21 protein-coding genes, 1 tRNA gene and 1 pseudogene are annotated in these 15582 nt (G+C 54.3%); 15 read left to right on the top strand and 8 right to left on the bottom strand.

All coding sequences use genetic code 11. The features are described 5' to 3' along the window. Positions 1-81 precede the first annotated feature (81 nt). Positions 82-1365, bottom strand: coding sequence for an NAD(P)/FAD-dependent oxidoreductase (locus KGA89_RS09390; protein WP_027912980.1), 1284 nt, complete (start codon positions 1363-1365; stop codon positions 82-84). Between the two features lie 183 nt (positions 1366-1548). On the opposite strand from KGA89_RS09390, the gene KGA89_RS09395 reads away from it, so the two are divergent. Then, positions 1549-1625, top strand: a tRNA-Val gene (locus KGA89_RS09395). A 131-nt stretch (positions 1626-1756) separates the two neighbouring features. Further along, complete coding sequence (locus KGA89_RS09400) at positions 1757-2080, top strand: DUF2388 domain-containing protein (protein ID WP_223471356.1); 324 nt, start codon at positions 1757-1759, stop codon at positions 2078-2080. A gap of 263 nt (positions 2081-2343) precedes the next feature. On the opposite strand, the gene KGA89_RS09405 is transcribed toward KGA89_RS09400, so the two are convergent. Continuing rightward, complete coding sequence (locus KGA89_RS09405) at positions 2344-3204, bottom strand: AraC family transcriptional regulator (protein ID WP_263292939.1); 861 nt, start codon at positions 3202-3204, stop codon at positions 2344-2346. Positions 3205-3693: 489 nt separating this feature from the next. Between KGA89_RS09405 and KGA89_RS09410 the strand changes: the two genes are divergently transcribed. Beyond that, positions 3694-4209 carry a hypothetical protein gene (locus KGA89_RS09410; RefSeq protein ID WP_223471358.1) on the top strand — a complete coding sequence of 172 codons (516 nt, stop codon included), beginning with the start codon at positions 3694-3696 and terminating at the stop codon, positions 4207-4209. A 685-nt stretch (positions 4210-4894) separates the two neighbouring features. On the opposite strand, the gene KGA89_RS09415 is transcribed toward KGA89_RS09410, so the two are convergent. The 3 genes from KGA89_RS09415 to KGA89_RS09425 all read right to left on the bottom strand — a co-directional run bounded on the left by KGA89_RS09415 (position 4895) and on the right by KGA89_RS09425 (position 6193). Continuing rightward, on the bottom strand, positions 4895-5203 hold the full coding sequence (locus KGA89_RS09415; RefSeq protein ID WP_038858737.1) for an addiction module antidote protein: 309 nt from the start codon (positions 5201-5203) through the stop codon (positions 4895-4897). A gap of 2 nt (positions 5204-5205) precedes the next feature. Beyond that, complete coding sequence (locus KGA89_RS09420) at positions 5206-5499, bottom strand: type II toxin-antitoxin system RelE/ParE family toxin (RefSeq protein WP_038858735.1); 294 nt, start codon at positions 5497-5499, stop codon at positions 5206-5208. Positions 5500-5767: 268 nt separating this feature from the next. Continuing rightward, entirely contained in the window at positions 5768-6193 is a 426-nt protein-coding gene (locus KGA89_RS09425) for a hypothetical protein (RefSeq protein ID WP_223471360.1), read from the bottom strand. A gap of 721 nt (positions 6194-6914) precedes the next feature. Between KGA89_RS09425 and KGA89_RS09430 the strand changes: the two genes are divergently transcribed. The 7 genes from KGA89_RS09430 (at position 6915) to KGA89_RS09460 (ending at position 10962) form a co-directional block, all read left to right on the top strand. Then, positions 6915-7460: a DUF4410 domain-containing protein gene (locus KGA89_RS09430; RefSeq protein ID WP_043042784.1), complete on the top strand. Its 546-nt coding sequence runs from the start codon at positions 6915-6917 to the stop codon at positions 7458-7460. A 61-nt stretch (positions 7461-7521) separates the two neighbouring features. Continuing rightward, positions 7522-7740, top strand: a complete 219-nt coding sequence (locus KGA89_RS09435) for a hypothetical protein (RefSeq protein ID WP_043042785.1) — start codon at positions 7522-7524, stop codon at positions 7738-7740. 253 nt (positions 7741-7993) lie between these two features. Beyond that, positions 7994-8419 carry a hypothetical protein gene (locus KGA89_RS09440; protein WP_223471362.1) on the top strand — a complete coding sequence of 142 codons (426 nt, stop codon included), beginning with the start codon at positions 7994-7996 and terminating at the stop codon, positions 8417-8419. A gap of 105 nt (positions 8420-8524) precedes the next feature. Next, positions 8525-8725: a hypothetical protein gene (locus KGA89_RS09445; RefSeq protein ID WP_013693816.1), complete on the top strand. Its 201-nt coding sequence runs from the start codon at positions 8525-8527 to the stop codon at positions 8723-8725. A 307-nt stretch (positions 8726-9032) separates the two neighbouring features. After that, positions 9033-9539, top strand: coding sequence for an AAA family ATPase (locus KGA89_RS09450; RefSeq protein WP_038858727.1), 507 nt, complete (start codon positions 9033-9035; stop codon positions 9537-9539). Positions 9540-9602: 63 nt separating this feature from the next. After that, entirely contained in the window at positions 9603-10040 is a 438-nt protein-coding gene (locus tag KGA89_RS09455) for a GNAT family N-acetyltransferase (RefSeq protein WP_033028208.1), read from the top strand. 190 nt (positions 10041-10230) lie between these two features. Further along, the gene (locus tag KGA89_RS09460; RefSeq protein ID WP_003203790.1) at positions 10231-10962 is read left to right on the top strand and encodes a polyphenol oxidase family protein; all 732 of its coding nucleotides are present in this window, start codon (positions 10231-10233) and stop codon (positions 10960-10962) included. Between the two features lie 137 nt (positions 10963-11099). Here KGA89_RS09460 and KGA89_RS09465 read toward each other — a convergent pair whose 3' ends face one another. Both KGA89_RS09465 and KGA89_RS09470 read right to left on the bottom strand, forming a co-directional pair. Then, complete coding sequence (locus KGA89_RS09465) at positions 11100-11309, bottom strand: hypothetical protein (protein WP_003203789.1); 210 nt, start codon at positions 11307-11309, stop codon at positions 11100-11102. 625 nt (positions 11310-11934) lie between these two features. Beyond that, positions 11935-12819, bottom strand: a complete 885-nt coding sequence (locus KGA89_RS09470; RefSeq protein ID WP_100264115.1) for a LysR substrate-binding domain-containing protein — start codon at positions 12817-12819, stop codon at positions 11935-11937. 106 nt (positions 12820-12925) lie between these two features. On the opposite strand from KGA89_RS09470, the gene KGA89_RS09475 reads away from it, so the two are divergent. The 5 genes from KGA89_RS09475 to KGA89_RS09495 all read left to right on the top strand — a co-directional run bounded on the left by KGA89_RS09475 (position 12926) and on the right by KGA89_RS09495 (position 15367). Then, the gene (locus tag KGA89_RS09475; RefSeq protein ID WP_013693812.1) at positions 12926-13375 is read left to right on the top strand and encodes a PACE efflux transporter; all 450 of its coding nucleotides are present in this window, start codon (positions 12926-12928) and stop codon (positions 13373-13375) included. A gap of 119 nt (positions 13376-13494) precedes the next feature. Beyond that, positions 13495-13902, top strand: a complete 408-nt coding sequence (locus KGA89_RS09480) for a hypothetical protein (RefSeq protein ID WP_100264114.1) — start codon at positions 13495-13497, stop codon at positions 13900-13902. A gap of 148 nt (positions 13903-14050) precedes the next feature. Continuing rightward, positions 14051-14419, top strand: coding sequence for a hypothetical protein (locus KGA89_RS09485; protein WP_003203784.1), 369 nt, complete (start codon positions 14051-14053; stop codon positions 14417-14419). A gap of 183 nt (positions 14420-14602) precedes the next feature. Then, positions 14603-14884, top strand: a complete 282-nt coding sequence (locus KGA89_RS09490; protein ID WP_003203782.1) for a hypothetical protein — start codon at positions 14603-14605, stop codon at positions 14882-14884. Between the two features lie 84 nt (positions 14885-14968). Beyond that, entirely contained in the window at positions 14969-15367 is a 399-nt protein-coding gene (locus KGA89_RS09495; RefSeq protein ID WP_100264135.1) for a hypothetical protein, read from the top strand. 15 nt (positions 15368-15382) lie between these two features. Here the strand turns inward: KGA89_RS09495 and KGA89_RS30760 are convergent. After that, positions 15383-15483 (bottom strand): annotated as a pseudogene (locus KGA89_RS30760) (transposase domain-containing protein); the annotation flags it as partial. Between the last annotated feature and the right edge of the window lie 99 nt (positions 15484-15582).

The raw sequence follows: 15582 nt of genomic DNA on the forward strand, positions 1-15582 counted from the left end.
CCGTGGCGAGGGGATTTAGCGAAACGTCGCACCGCCCCGCTGGGCTGCGTGAAGCAGCCCTTTGGTGATGTGTTGTCGTTCTCAGAACCCCAATTTATCCCGCAACCCGTAATACCAAGCCCCCATCGCCGCAAATGGCGTACGCAACAACTGACCGCCGGGGAAGGGGTAGTGGGGCAGGTCCGCAAACGCATCAAAACGCTCAGCCTGACCTCGCAGCGCCTCAGCCAGGACCTTACCCGCCAGATGCGTATACGTCACGCCATGGCCACTGCAGCCCTGGGAATAATAAATGTTATCCCCCAGCCGCCCGACCTGCGGAAGACGCGACAACGTCAGCAGGAAATTTCCGGTCCAGGCGTAATCGATCTTCACATCCTTGAGCTGCGGAAAGGCCTTGAGCATCTTCGGCCGAATGATCGCCTCAATGTTCGCCGGATCCCTAGCGCCATACACCACGCCGCCCCCGAAGATCAGACGTTTGTCGCCCGTCAGTCGGTAGTAATCGAGCAGATAGTTGCAGTCTTCGACGCAATAATCCTGAGGCAGCAGGCTATGAGCCAGTTCATCGCCCAACGGCGCGGTGGCAATCACCTGCGTACCACAAGGCATGGATTTGGCCGCCAGCTCTGGCACCAGATTGCCCAGGTAAGCATTGCCCGCCACGATAATGAACTTGGCCCTGACCTTGCCCTGTGGCGTATGCACAACCGGGCTGGGACCCCGCTCGATGCGCACTGCTGGCGATTGCTCATAAATCACCCCGCCCAGCGACTCCACAGCCGCCGCTTCGCCCAAGGCCAGGTTGAGCGGATGAATATGCCCGCCGCTCATATCGAGCATGCCGCCCACATACTCATCGCAAGCCACCACCTCGCGAATACGCCGCTGATCCAGCAGCTCCAGCTGGGTATGCCCGAATCGCTCCCATAAACGCTTCTGCGACTCCAGGTGGCCCATCTGTTTAGCGGTAAGGGCGGCGAATACACCACCGTCCTTCAAATCACACTGAATCTGATACTTCGCCACTCGCTCGCGAATGATCCGTCCACCCTCGAACGCCATGTTGCCTAGCAACTGCGCCTGTTGAGGGCCAACGCTGCGTTCGATCACATCAATGTCGCGGCTATAACTGTTAACGATCTGCCCGCCATTGCGACCCGAAGCCCCAAAACCGACCTTCGCGGCCTCAAGCACGGTGACCTTGAAACCGTTCTCCAGCAAAAACAGTGCAGAGGACAGGCCGGTGTAACCAGCGCCGATCACGCAAACATCCGTCTCGACGTCATCCTGCAGGGCAGGGCGCGGAGGAACCGGGTTGGCCGACGCGGCGTAATAGGACGCTGGATAGGATGTGTTCGCCATTCTGCAACCTCTGTTTTATATTTTTTACGAATGCAGCGATCCTACCCGAGATAAAAATCGGCCGCCAGCTACCGCAAAATCTTCGTTGCCTTGGTGAAATTAAATATTTTGCATATTCATAGGGTTAGGTGAAAAAAAGGTGTTGACACCCCTCCGGAATTCCGTAGAATGCCGCCTCACAGCAGGCACGTAGCTCAGTTGGTTAGAGCACCACCTTGACATGGTGGGGGTCGTTGGTTCGAGTCCAATCGCGCCTACCAAACAAAATCCGCTCTGCTGGGCGGTCTAGAAGGGCTCACCGAAAGGTGGGCCCTTTTTTGTTGCGTTTGGAAACGCTTTGGAAAAGCGACCACCGATATCAACCCTTTGATCGCAATGGAAGTATCGAAGTATGGGTTCATGGAAGACCTTGGTAATCGCCATCACGGTATCAATCAGCGCTTATACAGCCGCGGAACCTAAAGGCTCGTATGAACACTCGATGATGATGATCACATTAGCTCCAACCACTGTCCTTTCTTTAACTACCGGGCTTTCTGAGGTGGCTGCAAGAAACTTCAAGCCCGCCAAGGCCGACGCGCTTGCATTCATTGGCTCAGATGGCGAGATTCGCGGCGCTCAGTTTGAGCAGGCACTACGCTATTACCATACGGCATACAAGCCACCGCTGATGTCTGACCAGCAATTCGCCCAAGCAATCGCGGCCTCTTTCTGATGCCGACCTGGCCTTTCCTATACGCCAGGTTTCTCGTTCTACTTTCCGCCACGCTCCCTGAGCGTGGTACAGCACCGCTTAATCCGTCAAGCAGACCGGATAAGCCTGGTCTAAAAATCATCAGGGCCTCGTCCCTGGTTCAGTAGCCGTCCGGTAGGTACGTCTTGACGAAATCACCTTAGGCCGATGGCGTGGGCAAGACGCTCTTGTTGACGGTTGCCTTGGAGCCTTTACGAGCTTTGGGGGGAAGGCTGCTTGCCCCGCTATTGCAGCGGAACATACACATCAGTTTGCCAGTGATCCTGCGGTGTCTCGGGGTAGATGCTCAGGTAATGGAAGAACAGCGGCTGGTCACGAAGTTCCTCTCCACTGGCAGGAAGCCAATCGCGGTAAATCGGATAGATCGTTTCGCCGATGTGATCCGGTGACCCCATATGTCGTACCACGACGCAGCGACCGCCGGGAATGACGATTTCGCGCACGCCGAACTCATTCGGCGCCACGGCCTCGTGAATCTCGCCGCAGATGGCGAATCGGAATGCTTGCGCAGGTGTCGTATCGGGGTTGCCATAGGGAATGCCAAAGCTGCGACTCGACGCCACCGGCGACTGTCCGCTCTGCTTACGCCACTCGATGAACTTGCGCACGCTCTCATTGACGAGCCCGGCGGGCCCGCAGTGTTCAAATGCTGCGACCCTGACTTCAGGGAATTGCACGATTCGTATTTGCATGATGATAGTCCTGGAAAAATGAGGGATTGCGAACACCGCATTCCAGACCTGCCAGTTCGGCTCCTTCCTGAACGCACTCGGCGTCATACCGAACGCCCGCCTGAACGCCCTGCAAAATGCCTCCGGGCTTTCGAAGCCGGCACCGAGTGCGGCCTCCAGTACCGAGTGATCAGCGGCGGCGGCTAGGCGGTGCGCCGCGCGTCGTAATCGCATCAGTTGCACATAACGTGAAACAGGCACGCCTACGAACGCGGTGAATTGTCGATGGAAGTGAAATGCCGAAAAGTTCGCCACATGGCTCAACGTATTCACCGACAGATCACCTTCGAGATTCTCATTAATGTAGGCGAGGACGGCGTTGAAGCGTTTTGTGTAAGCGAAGTTGGGCGACATGTCAGACACTGGGAAAAGGCTCCTGGAAGTACGGTCGGCAATAGAGTCGACTATAGCGACGTGAACGCGCCTAGCCGCGTTTGCTCAAGGTACGTTTTGGGTTGGCACATGCGATCTCTTCCAAGGCGATGTGAGGGGCGGGGGCATTTCAGATGACCACTTCTGGCCGTTCTCTGCTGGTGTTCACTACCTCGCGTGCTGGTCAAGTCGAATGAGGAAAAAAAGGGGGTAGATTGATTTTTTGCTTCGCTGCGCTGAGAGCTTTCATCGAGTGGATTCGCTTGGATCAACTGCCGACTAGAAAATAAATCCCTTCCCTTTTCCCATAAGTCAGCGCCCTGTGAGTGATAACCTACGAGTTCTTCTATAAATGATATTGGATGCAGTATGACAAGCTGTTTGAGGACGCTCGGAGCTAGCCTCGCTAACAGTATAGTGATCCCCGCCGCTTGGTTATCGGGGCTTACGACGATAGGACTCTTGTGGGGCATGATAGAGTTTTGGCCCGATAAGCTTTCAGTCGATGGACGTCAGCTCTTCCTGGCTTCTGTTTCTATTTTTTGCCTCGCCATATGGCACTTGATACAGCGCAAGAGACGAGCAAAAGCACTTGTAGCATCCATCAACCTAAAAGAAGGTCTGAGCCTTGACGATACTCAACTGCTCGGCTATCCAAGCCCCATATTTTTTGTCTTTGACCTCTCCAACAAGAAGCTCGCTCAATGCCAAAGCGCCACCGGCGACTATCAAATTCGAGACTTCACGTGGGTAACAGGCTGGCAGTGTGAGTGGCAACAGATTGACAGCATGGTGTCGGGCGGCGTTATTCAAATAGTCGATGGGGCAGGCATGAGCGTTCCAGCCGACGAGATTCGGCGTAGATTCATAGGATTCTCACTGGTTTTGACGGTTGCCGATACAAGTCATCCTCTCCTCCGTTTTCCAATGAACCGGAGCGCAGCTGAAGGGTGGTGTGCCCGGTGCAATTTACTTTTCAATTGCTAAACACGAAGCATCACACCAGAAGATAATCAAATCTAAGGACAGACCGCGATTATGCAGGATCCACCAAGCTCGGTTCCTCAAGCGACTGTGTCCTGATCGCTCGTTGCCTTGACTCATAGCAAATTGACGCTACGTATTTTTTGCGAAGCTCAGAAAGGTTGCGCGGTAGATGCACCGCCACCGTCTTTCTATTTCACATCGAAATCAATTTGCGGACACAAGGGGAAATGCATGCTAACCAACATCAAACCGGGACCTAAGCCAGCGCGCGACGATGGTAAGGATGATAGAAGGCGCCACGTAAACCCGGAAAATAAGCCGAAACATCCAACCCTGCCGGTGCACAAACCTTCTAAATAGAGAAAACCGGGACAGGCCACGATTGTGAGAGCCAAGTAAAGTTATTTCAAATCATGGCCTGTCCCCGGTTTCCCTCGCATGGCTGTTGGTTCTTACTGCGATCAGCATTGCTTAAACTGCGTACGCAGGGCTGCTTAACCCTGTGGCCGACGAGCCTGGCCCATGCTTTGCCCGGTCTGGAGCGCTGATTACCGTTCTTGCGAGGGAAAACGGGGACAAACCACGATTGTGGACGGGCTGATTGTCGGCGGATACAAAATCGTGGTTTGTTCCCAACGTCACTCGGTCCCAGTGCCAGGCTTCTTGTATCTGTCTAATCCGTTCGTCAGGCAGGTGAATGATTAGCGGCATGCCCAGGCTGCGCATGAAGATCAATGCCTAGCGCATGAATGACCTTGAGTACGGTATCAAATCTCGGCTTTGATCCGGGTGCGAACGCCTTGTACAAGCTTTCTCGCCCCATGCCAGAGTCCTTAGCGATCTGCGCCATTCCGCGGGCCTTGGCGACATAGCCGATCGCTCGGAGAAACTCCTCGCTATCACCATCAGCCAGCACTTGGGAAAGGTATTCACTGATGGCTTCGTCGCTATCGAGTAGTGCCGCCATGTCAAATGTCGTCAGGTGTTGGCTCATGTTCAAATCTCCTTTGCCAATTTCTTCGCTCGCCGGATATCAGCACTCTGTGAAGACTTGTCACCACCCGCCAGTAGCACGATGACCAATCCACCGCGCATGGTGAAATAGTCCCGGTAGCCAGCGCCTACATCCACACGCAACTCTGAAATACCATCACCGACAGGTTTCACATCACCCAGGTTACCTGCTGCGGCGCGATCAATGCGGCGGGCAATAGCGTTTTTTGCTCGCAGATCACGGACCGATGAATGCCAAGCAGTGAACGTCTGCGTTTGCTGTATGCGGTAAATCATGAATGACCGTATCCAGTTGGATACAGGAAGTCAAAGTGCTGATTTTGGTCGCCCCCCTATATTCTCAATCCGGTGGTGGGGGGAAACAGAGACAGACCAGGATCTGAGGATGAGCGAAACCGTAGTCTGTCCCCAGTCTTTGCGTACGCGGCGAAGAGGAGTCAGTGGGATGTGTTCGAGGGGACGGACTGCGCGGAAACGTCGAGAGGGCGGGTACGGCACGCATAAAAAAGCCCGCGAGAGAGGCGGGCTTATTCAGGGCTGACCTTCAAAGGCAATCGGACTTGCTTATCTGAAAGTCAGTGATCGGAGCACTGCTTGAATCATTGATTGTGTATTTGATCAAGAGCCCCGACTTCACGAACTGTCCTAGACCTTTTTCATCGCAGGATACAGAGGCCGCAAGAGCTTTTTTGTCTTTCGTAAATGCGTCGGAATTGATTTCATCTTTCGAGGTTTTTGTAAGCGTGTAGGAGATACGCATGATCCCGTCTTGATAGGTCACCGAATCAAGGCGAGTGTCATCGACCGTCTTCTGGGACTGGGCATTCATGATGAGCGCGGTCCCTTTAAGCTGGCGTTCTCGCTCCTCCTTTTTGTCTTCCGAAGCAGACCGTGCATGCCAGAGTTGAAGCAGGACAAAGAGTGAGATCATTACTGAAAAAAATAGGATAGGTCCGCGGTACTGCTTCAACTGAGATATCCATGGCAAAAGGCTATCGGTTATTTGACCATGCCGTCCCCCTCATCTCAAGCCGGAAAAATGCCGATGATTGTTTGGTTGAAGAGGATCGAGGACAGACCACGACTATAAAAATCGTGGTCTGTCCTCGGCTCTCCTCGGCTCTCCTCGGCTCTCCTCGGCTCTCGGGTGGGTACAGACGCCAGCTCAGGTGTGTTTTTAAGATGGCTGGGTGGCAACATAGTGGCCTGGTGTGTTGCCATTGATTGGGACTTATATGAAAAAGGTAGTTTTGACTCTCTCGCTGGTCACACTGGCAGCCTGCATGCCTTATCAATCAGTGACCTCGCCAGATCCAAATTGGATGCGTCTGGGTGGAGATGAGCCTGAAGGTTATCCAAGGTCGTTTGTTGAGAACCTGAGCGGCAATTGCGCTCTGGTTACCGAGTCATGGTCTGAGGGACGAATCAATGGTCGTCTGCTGTGGACCAAGAAGCAGGCTCGAAAGGCTGTTACCTGCCCATAGGCGCCTGCGTAAGGGCTGGTTTCGCGCCGCTAAGAAGTGACAAACCACGATTCTGAGGCCGCTAGATTAATGCACGCACCTGGCCCGCCCTTGGCTCGTAGCAGCGAAGTAATGGTGCTAAATTCTGCGCGTCCAGCATGTGGGCCCATCTGGCTCGGCGGGATATTTAACTCCTCTCTCAACCGATTTTGTGGATATGGAAATTCAATGAACACATCCAAGCTTTCGATTGCGCTGTCCTGCGCGGTAGCTGTTTTGATGTTGAGCGGATGCGCTGCCTCTGTAAAAAGCGGCGGGACTGAAACGCTCGTCATTCAGGAGTCAGCCAAGCAGAACCTGATCGTAAACTTTCAAGGCAACAGCAAGGTTCAACAAAACGAGGACTGGCCTCGCTTGAAGCAAGAGTGGAATGACGCCCTGCAAGTCGAAGCAACTCGCGCCGGCTACAGCCTTAAAGAGGCTCAGGCATCAAGCCTCGAGGGCAAGGACGGTGTCGGTATCAAGATCAACGTAACCAATTTCCGTTACCTGACTCCAGGCGCGCGCTACGGAGCCGGGGTCATGGTGGGAAATGCGTGGGTCAATTCCAGTGCCGACTACTCGGACTTGAAATCGGGTCACCTGATTGGAACTCGCACCTATGACACGTCCTCGTCGGCTTGGGAAGGTGTCATGTCGGCTATGACCAAAGAGCAGGTCCAGGCTATTTCTCAGAAAATCATCAGTGACATCAAGAGCGCAAAAACCAAGTAATGCGATCCTGGATAACCGGCGTCATGAGTCGACGAATAAAGTGGGTTGCGGAAGAGCGCGGATGACTCAATGGAAAACACAGGGAGTCTGGAGCAAGGCGTGGACCTATGCGTTGTTGGTATTTCTCGTAGTGTTTTCCTTTTACTCCGACGCGACCTGGCTGGGCGACGGCCCATCCAAGCCCAAGCGGGTCTTCAGCCCCGGCTTCATCGCGTTCTGCGCATTGGTGGCTGTGTTTGAGCTAATAGTGCTGAATCACTTCTATGGTGCGAGTAGATGAGGTGAGAGTTAAAGGATTGAGGGGACGCGGGGCAGGCCACGATTATGAGACGGGCTGATTACAGATGAACTCAAAATCGTGGTCTGTCCCCCTGTTTCCCACCTCACGCCCGGCTGCATCCCTCCAGCTTCACTCAATCCGGCTCCGGAACTTTTCCTTAAAATGATGTCAATTTGATAGCGTGTCGCGACGCTCAATAAAACAGGATCAACCAGTGCCAGGCTGTTTCCTGGCAGGCCCAGGAACGTATGAAATGAAAGTGATTCTTGCGATGGTATTGATGTTCAGCGGTTACGCCTTTGCCGGTTGTGGCAACATCGATGATCATGACCAGCGCGCTTATTGCAATGCCAGGGAAAGCGGCAGCAGTTGCGGGAACATTGATAATCACGATTTGCGTGCGGCGTGTAACGCAGAGCTGGGAGGCAGTTCCTGCGGCAACATTGATGATCATGACCAGCGTGCCTATTGCAATGCCAAGCAGGGCGGCAGCAGTTGCGGCAACATCGATAATCATGACTTGCGTGCGCGATGCAACGCGGAGACGGGTAGCAGTTCCTGCGGCAACATTGATGACCATGACCAGCGCGCCTACTGCAATGCCACCACCGGCAGCAGTAGTTGCGGGAATATCGACAATCATGACCAGCGCGTCCAGTGTGAGTCCGCGAAGCGCTGATTGGGGGCATCGGCGGGGGATGGGTAGGGAGCACCTGCATAGCGTTCTGCCGTGATGTATCTGCGTCGAAGCTGATGAAGCAACGCCCCCAGGGAGGGTTGATCAATGCCAAAGAAACTTCAGGAAAGCAAAGCAGCGACGGCTGCTGACATTGAGCGCTCCATCCAGGCACTGAACAAAATGGCGGAACGCCTCTGGGGCGATGGTCGGGAGGCTGAGGCGAAAGCCCTGCTCGATGCCTTGGATGCTTTAAACAGGGCGCTCGACAGGATCAGGATTGGGGAGAGTCGCAGGGTTCTTCATTGAAGCATGAAGGGAAATGGGTCACACCCACGATATGAAACGGGCCGATTACAAGGGGGCCAAAATCGTGGTCTTGTCCCTGGTTTCACGGCGTCGGCGTACCTTTGGCGCGCAAAGAAAAGCCCGACTGGGGAGGCCGGGCTAAAAGGGTTTCACTAGGAGCTGAGATGACCATAGGCGCTCGGCTGTGAAAGGGATGTGAAAGATTGCGTCCAGTACGAGTTTAAAATCGTAGTCTGTCCCTTGGTCTCGCTGCCGCATAACTGGTTGCTGGCTACACTGGGTTAGCTCACTCATCGAAGGACATGGAATGCTCATCGTCTTCAGCGGCCTTCCCGGCACCGGAAAAACGACTATCGCCAATGATCTTGCCGCTGCAACAGGCGCCGTGTACCTGCGGATCGATACGATTGAACAGGCGATTCGAAACTCGGGTGCTCTTGCGCGAGATGTGGGACGCAGTGGTTACATGGTTGCTAATGAGCTCGCCCTGAGCAACCTTCGTTTGGGGCGCACAGTCATTGTTGATTGTGTCAATCCCGTCCTCGAAAGCCGAGTCGCGTGGAGCGAAATCGCCTCACAGGCTGGTATTCGATTGGCAAATATCCAAGTGATTTGCTCCGATAAACATGAGCATCAGCGCCGGGTCGAAACAAGGATGGTTGATGTTCCCGGGCTGACTCCACCCACTTGGCAGTCTGTACTGGATCATGAATATGAGCAGTGGGAGGAAGCTCCGTTTTGCATAGACACAGCCTTGACCTCTCCGGTGCAAGCGGTCTCGATGATCATCGACCGATTTTTGTCCAGTGAGTAGCATCCCTGCGCCGCTCGGATACAAATGATGGGCGAGCCTATGCAATACCCAGTTGAGAACAACATGAAAGTGCGAAAAGCCTTACTAGCCGATGCAGAATCGGTATCCAAACTCCTAGGCCAGTTAGGCTACCAAGTCTCGCAAAAGCTAATCCGAGATAAGCTTGAGGCTTTAGAGCTTAGCGCTCGCGATACCGTGCTGCTGGCACAAGACGGTAAAAATATTGTCGGTGTCATAAGCTTGCACGTACTTGAGCTGTTTCATCAGCCGGGTAGGCTCGGACGCATAACTTCCCTTGTCATTGATGAAAATTTCCGAGGACAAGGAGTAGGGGCAATGCTTGTTTCCGCTGCTGACGCGTTTTTTACAGAGCAGCTTTGCGTCCGAGCTGAGGTGACTAGCAGTGATCATCGAATACAGGCTCACACTTTTTATCAACAGCACGGTTACGCGGTCGACGAGCGCCGGTTTGTCAAACGGTATGATTCTTCCGGGGCATAGTAGGTTTAAATTCGGCTAGCACGTCACCCTGACCAAAGAACGTCCTGCGAAGTCACCTTGCGCTCCCTGGCGCTGGACTTAAGCCCATAACTCCGTGGCATCTGCGCGGCGCGGGTATCTACGGGCTTGATCCGCCCTCCATGCCGAAGTTGCGTCGGTATCACGGATTCCCATCAATAGGATCTGCTTTATGACCTACCACGCCTCGTTGCTGCTCGATATCCCCGGCATAGATCATGGTTTCGAAACTTCTGGAAATTTAACGCTGCCGGAAGGAACACGTTACTGCACTCAGGCTCATGGTACGGTCATCATCGATGCTGACGTGGTAGGGCGGGGTGAACGCCCTGTCGCCGATGCACTGTTCTCAAGAGGAGTTCGGGATGCAGTAGCGGTCATCACTGCCGATTGCTTACCGGTGTTGGTGGCGTCGGTAGATCAACCACTTGTAGCGGCAATCCACGCCGGGTGGCAGGGGTTGAAAGCTGGCATCCTCGGCCATTCGTTAAGCCGGTTAGAGAAGGAAGGTGCTCCTCTCGCTGGATTGCGAATAGCAATAGGCCCCTCCATCGGCCCCTGTTGTTATGAGGTGAACAGGACGTTTGTCGAGCGTATTGAACATGCCGATAGCCATCTTTGGCAAAACGATTCTCCTCCGTGGACGGCCCACAGAGTGCCACCCGCGAATACGCCATGGGTCGAGCCCGAGGCCACACATAATGAAGCCTGGTTCGATCTACGAAAATATGCGTTGTATCACCTGGCGGGGAGTGGTGTAAGTCGTGAACAGGTCCAGGTGCTTGGACATTGTACTTATTGCTGCGGCGCTGATCTGGGCAGCTACCGGCGGAGGAGCCATCGAGCCGAACCTAAAACCTTCCAGTATTCTTGGATAAGACGTCAAGGGGAGCAGATTCGCTGAGGGTGGAATATCAGCATGAGGCAGAATGCTTGAGGTAGATAACGCGGACAGGGAACTTACTTTGTGCAGAGAACGGCGGAAACGGCTTTCGAATAGCCTCGTCTCCATTCAAACCCAACATTGTACGGATACGGGGTCTAGAACTGGTGCAGCGCCACCATTATCGCAATCACCACAGCAGCAATTCCTAATCCCATCGTCCAGTTCGACTCGGGCGTATCCTTGAACCACATACCTTTACTCGGGTAGCGGCCCCAACTGATGAGCTTGACTATCGGCCAACCGATTGGATAAAAAATTGCCCGCGCCACAGGTTCGAGAACGAAGTCCACTAATATGTCCAGCATCGTAGCTCCACCTCGCGATCCTCGGTAAGCGTACCGCAAGCACGCCTTGCGTAGTTAAATGGATGCCCACTTATGAAACAGCAATTTCAGTCGCTCGTTTCGTCGGTAGACGAGTCCGGGGGGACAGAGACAGACCACGATGGTCGACGTGCTGCTTTCAGGATCTGCTGGGTGGATTATGGTACCGAACAGGCCTCAGGTATGGATGAAAACAGAAAAAAGCGCCTTCAGATACTAGCAGAGTGGGCAGATAACCATAGTTGGAACAACCGTGAAGAAATAGCGGCAAGTGAACGCTGTCTTTGTACGGGATGCGGTCTATGGTTGAAGCCTTCCGAGATCCTTAAGTGGTATCAGGACAGGCATGCGTGCTGTCCCGACTGCGGTTTGACCGGGGTCATTGTCGGCTCCAGGTCGGGTATTCCGCTTGATGAGTACCGGAGCAATATGGACATTGAATAGCTCAGTTTTACAGGGCGAGAGCAGATCACGATTATTCGGTGGACCGATAATGGATGGACTTTTAAGCAGTTCCATCTCGCAGCTTTTGGACTTCCAGCTTCTGCGGGAACGATGCTTTCATGGCGCTGAAGGCAGAATGAAAGTTTGTAGTTGCGAATAGGCTTTACTCATTAATCACCCCCAACAACCACTCACTAAACCCCCGCACCGCCGTCTGCCGCTCCCGTCCCGGCACACACACCACCGTATACCGCGCACCCGCCAAGCGAACCTCAGGGCGATAATCAACCAGCTCCCCACGCGCAACAGCCTCAGCAACCAGCACATTGCTGGCGAGCACCAGCCCGTGCCCGGCGATCGCCGCCTGCAGGGCATGCTGCTCCTCGTCATAACGTCGAAAACGCGCGTTCTCCAGCCAGCCCAGGGTCTTGGCTTTGGCGCACCATGCAGGCCAGTCGACCGCCACCTTTGCACTGCTCAGCCACGGCACGTCGATCAGTTCGATGGACGAGCCCGCTGCGGGCGGTTGCCAGCCGGGACGGCAATACACGCCAAAGTACTCGTCCAGCAAAGGCTGTTCGAACAGCTGTGGGTCAGGCATGAAGAGGGCGCGGATCGCCAGGTCGATGCTGGCGTCACGCTGCAGGTCGACCACGTCGTTGCTGGTATGCAGCCTGACGTCGATCTCGGGGTACAACCGATGAAAATCCCCGAGCCGCGGTATCAGCCACAGGCTGGCGAATGCCGGCGTCGTGCTCACCACCAAGGACTGGGCAGCACAAGGCGGCGACAGCACCTGCAGGCCATGTTGGATATCAAGCAGGGCGCGGTGCATGAACGGCTGAAGGCGCTCGCCATCGGCGCTCAGGCGTACGCTTTGGCTGGAGCGTTCGAACAGCCGCACGCCAAGGAAGGCTTCAAGGCTTTTGACCTGATGGGAGATCGCCGCCGGGCTGACGTTCAGTTCCTGGGCCGCTGCCTTGAAGCTGCCCAGTCGTGCAGCGGACTCGAAGCCGCGCAAGGCGGTGAGGGGCAGTTTGGCGAACATGGGTGGGTAGGTTACTCAGGTTGAGCGTGGCTCAATTTAGCTCAATTGTGCGCGGGTGCTCAACTTGCCAGGCTGTGGTCTCCCACCTCGCTCCAGGAGCCCAGCGATGCAAGGCACGCCCCGTAAAATCCTTCAGGCCATCCTCTACGAAGCCGGCGGCGTGCTGTTCGTGGCCCCGGCGCTCGCGCTGACCTACGAACAAGGGATGGGCTATTCAACTCTGCTGTCGCTGGTGATTTCTGCCGTCGCGCTGGCTTGGAACATGCTTTTCAACGGCCTGTTCGAGTGGTGGGAACGTCGCCAACCCAGTCGCCATCGCAACTGGCAGCGACGGCTGCTTCACTCCCTGGGATTTGAAGGCGGCTTGACGTTGATTCTTACCCCGGTGATTGCTGCGTGGCTAGGTATCAGTCTATGGCTGGCGCTGATGACCAATCTGGGACTGTTTGTGTTCTTCTTTTTTTACTCGCTGGTTTTTCAATGGCTGTTTGATCGGGTGTTTGATGTTCCGCTTTCGGCGCAGGCCGATCAGGGTTCTGTATCCAACGCCCGTTGAGTCAGTTGCAGGAATTTGTATGGGAGGCAGTGAGTTATTCCTGGCCGAAAGTCGTTACAATTTGGCACGACTCGGGGCATTCGCAACGCGCCGCATTTCATTGAACAAGGAAGTACTACGTGAAACGGAATTTCTCCCTGGTCCTCGTCCTGGCTGCAACTCTCCTTGGCTGCGCCGCCAACAAGTCGGCCAACGACCCATCCTTGATCGGTTCATGGAAAGGCCTGCGGGCAGAAAACGGCAAATGCCAGTTCCTCTCCTGGAAAAATGACTTCAAGCCCGACGGTCGTTTCACCATCACCTTTTTCCGGGATGCCCAACAGACTCAGCCAATTCAAACCGAACATGGCACCTGGTCCGCTGCCAATGGCAAGAATGAATTGAGAACCGATGGCGTGCGTATGCCAGATGTCTACACGTACAAGTTGATCGATGTCGACACGGTGCACTACGTAAGTGTGGCGTCAGACCCTTCCGGCGATTGCCAGGAAGATTATGACTTCATTGAGCGACGCATTCGCGGTTAAGCCGATTTGACATGAGTTTGCCTTGTTGGCGACGTGTTTTCCGCAATCAGACATCTACTCGTTGGCCTGAGCCTGTTTGATCTTGCGTGAATAAATGATGCTGGTATGGTGGCGCCTCGTTTAAATCAGCATTCCAGAGGGATCTCTTATGCGCTCATTTTTCGCCAAGACGTTTGGCGGTCTTACGACCAGTTACTACATCCGCCAGTTTCTTTTTGGGCTGGTGTTTACAGTGATGATCATCTCCTTGGCGGCCAACAGCCCCGCAGGAATCGGTGCGAAGCCTGGGCTGATCGTGTTGGCGATCATCAATACTTTGCTTTATCCGTACTCTCGGTTCGTCTACGAAAGCGTTGTCGGCTACATCATGGGCAACAATGTTTTTTTCGTGAATGCACTGTTCATGCTGATGGTGAAGGCTTTCACCATGGCCATGTGCTGGTCGTTCGCGATTTTCGTAGCGCCGGTGGGGTTGGCGTACCTGTTCTGGCGCAACAGCCGTTCGGTCGTTGAATAGGTCAATAGCTCAACGCGTTTGCAGTTGAAAATTGGTGTGGGTAGGGCAAACGTGAACAGACCTTGATTATGGGGAAACTCATAATCGTGGTCGGTGCCCGGTTTCCCAGTACGAGGAAAGCCGCAGGGTTCTCTATTGATCCGCTACCGGATGTGAGTCCTCAATTTACGATATGGAAATCTCATGAAAAAAAACCTCGCAATACTTGCTCTCTTGGCCCTGACCGGCTGCGCCTATCAGAAATCTCAGTACGTTCTCGATATCGAGAATGCGCCCCTGCCAACGACTCCTGAAGCAACAGCCAGCGAGTGCGCTCGCATCTACGCCGAGATCGACAAGAATAACCAGGCTATGGCTCGCAGCTACCAGGACGGTAGCTTCACCATGAAGGCTCAGAACGAAAAAGATGCGCGTAATGAAGCGCTATCTATTCGGACATTCAAGATAGGCTGCCCTCGGCGGTAATGTCAGCACTGGCGGTCCTGATGGTCGTTAACCACTCCGATCCCGCTATGATGCAGGGCTTAGATGGCGACTGTAGATAAAACCATGCAAAGGTTGTCATTCTTCGTCAGAATGTTGTTTGCATGTTGCCTTCTTGTCGCCACGGCTAATCACATCCGTACGGATGCTTTACATGGTTTGCTCTGGGACTACGGATACGGACCTGGCGCTTATTTGGCGAGCCGTATCTTTTGGGGAGCGCTTACATTTTTTGACCCGCTCGCAGCTCTGCTCCTGTTCCTCAAGCCAAGAGCCGGAATTGTGCTTACGGCTGCGATCATCTTGGTCGACGTAGCTCACAACACCTTATACGTCGCATTGAAGCAGCAGTGGCTGGAGCCGTTCTATCTGTCCCAGTTGGCGTTCCTTATCTTTGTATTCCTGCTGTCCCCCATCGCTTGGCGCGGCTTGACTCCAGACGCTGTAATTACCAGTCCAGCTTGAACGTAATTCAGTCCGCTGATGCGGCAGTAGCTGATTGATTTCACTCGCCCGCTGCGTCGGCAGGCGCGCGCGAACCTCCTTCAGATAAGAATCGGGTCATGACCATTCAGCCATGCATGCAGTCTGGATCAACCGGGTGCCGATGCTAGAAGAACTCATTATCGACGATGATATTGGGCGCGCCGGGGTAGGGTGTCATTGGTCGGCGACTCGTC

It is taken from the genome of Pseudomonas sp. A-RE-22 (genome assembly GCF_019956035.1).
GTDB classification, from domain to species: domain Bacteria; phylum Pseudomonadota; class Gammaproteobacteria; order Pseudomonadales; family Pseudomonadaceae; genus Aquipseudomonas; species Aquipseudomonas brassicacearum.